Origin of the sequence: Citrobacter sp. wls615 (assembly GCF_005281355.1) — a bacterium.
Classification (GTDB): domain Bacteria; phylum Pseudomonadota; class Gammaproteobacteria; order Enterobacterales; family Enterobacteriaceae; genus Citrobacter; species Citrobacter werkmanii.
The window spans coordinates 1-1,196 of record NZ_SZXM01000073.1 but is presented as its reverse complement, the minus strand read 5'-3'; the positions used below and the strand labels follow the sequence as shown (position 1 = coordinate 1,196).

Below are 1,196 nucleotides of genomic sequence, written 5' to 3'. Positions count from 1 at the left end.
GGAAGGTGCGAACAAGTTCCTGATATGAGATCATCATATTCATCCGGAGCGCATCCCAGAGGGACATCATGAGCCATCAACTCACCTTCGCCGATAGTGAATTCAGCACTAAGCGCCGTCAGACCCGAAAAGAGATTTTCCTCTCCCGCATGGAGCAGATTCTGCCATGGCAGAATATGACCGCTGTCATCGAGCCGTTTTATCCCAAGGCGGGCAATGGCCGACGGCCCTATCCGCTGGAGACCATGCTGCGTATTCACTGCATGCAGCATTGGTACAACCTGAGCGACGGTGCCATGGAAGATGCCCTGTACGAAATCGCCTCCATGCGCCTGTTTGCCCGATTATCCCTGGATAGCGCCCTGCCGGATCGCACCACCATCATGAATTTCCGCCACCTGCTCGAGCAGCATCAACTGGCCCGTCAATTGTTCAAGACCATCAATCGCTGGCTGGCCGAAGCAGGCGTCATGATGACCCAAGGCACTTTGGTGGATGCCACCATCATTGAGGCACCCAGCTCTACCAAGAACAAAGAGCAGCAACGCGATCCGGAGATGCATCAGACCAAGAAAGGCAATCAGTGGCACTTTGGCATGAAGGCCCACATTGGTGTCGATGCCAAGAGTGGCCTGACCCACAGCCTGGTCACCACCGCGGCCAACGAGCATGACCTCAATCAGCTGGGTAATCTGCTTCATGGAGAGGAGCAATTTGTCTCAGCCGATGCCGGCTACCAAGGAGCGCCACAGCGCGAGGAGCTGGCCGAGGTGGATGTGGACTGGCTGATCGCCGAGCGTCCCGGCAAGGTAAAAACCTTGAAGCAGCATCCGCGCAAGAACAAAACGGCCATCAACATCGAATACATGAAAGCCAGCATCCGTGCCAGGGTGGAGCACCCGTTTCGCATCATCAAGCGGCAGTTCGGCTTCGTGAAAGCCAGATACAAGGGGCTGCTGAAAAACGATAACCAACTGGCGATGTTATTCACCCTGGCCAACCTGTTTCGGGTGGACCAAATGATACGTCAGTGGGAGAGATCTCAGTAAAAACCGGAAATAACGCCAGAAATGGTGGAAAAAATAGCCTAAATAGGCTGATTCGATGTGTTTGCGGGAAAAAAATCGGCCCAGATCCGCGAAATTTTAATCAGCGAGTCAGCTTGGGAAGAAATGACCTGCTTATTCGCACCTTCC

General features: G+C 53.8%; 1 protein-coding gene. It reads left to right on the top strand.

Features of this window, described 5'->3' with window-relative positions; translation table 11 throughout:
• The first annotated feature begins 68 nt into the window (after positions 1-68).
• Entirely contained in the window at positions 69-1,049 is a 981-nt protein-coding gene (locus FDX04_RS19630; protein ID WP_000019445.1) for an IS5-like element ISKpn26 family transposase, read from the top strand.
• Positions 1,050-1,196 lie beyond the last annotated feature (147 nt).

Coding starts and splice junctions, on each gene's coding strand:
- FDX04_RS19630 (WP_000019445.1), top strand. CDS start 69: ATGAGCCATCAACTCACCTTCGCCGATAGTGAATTCAGCACTAAGCGC.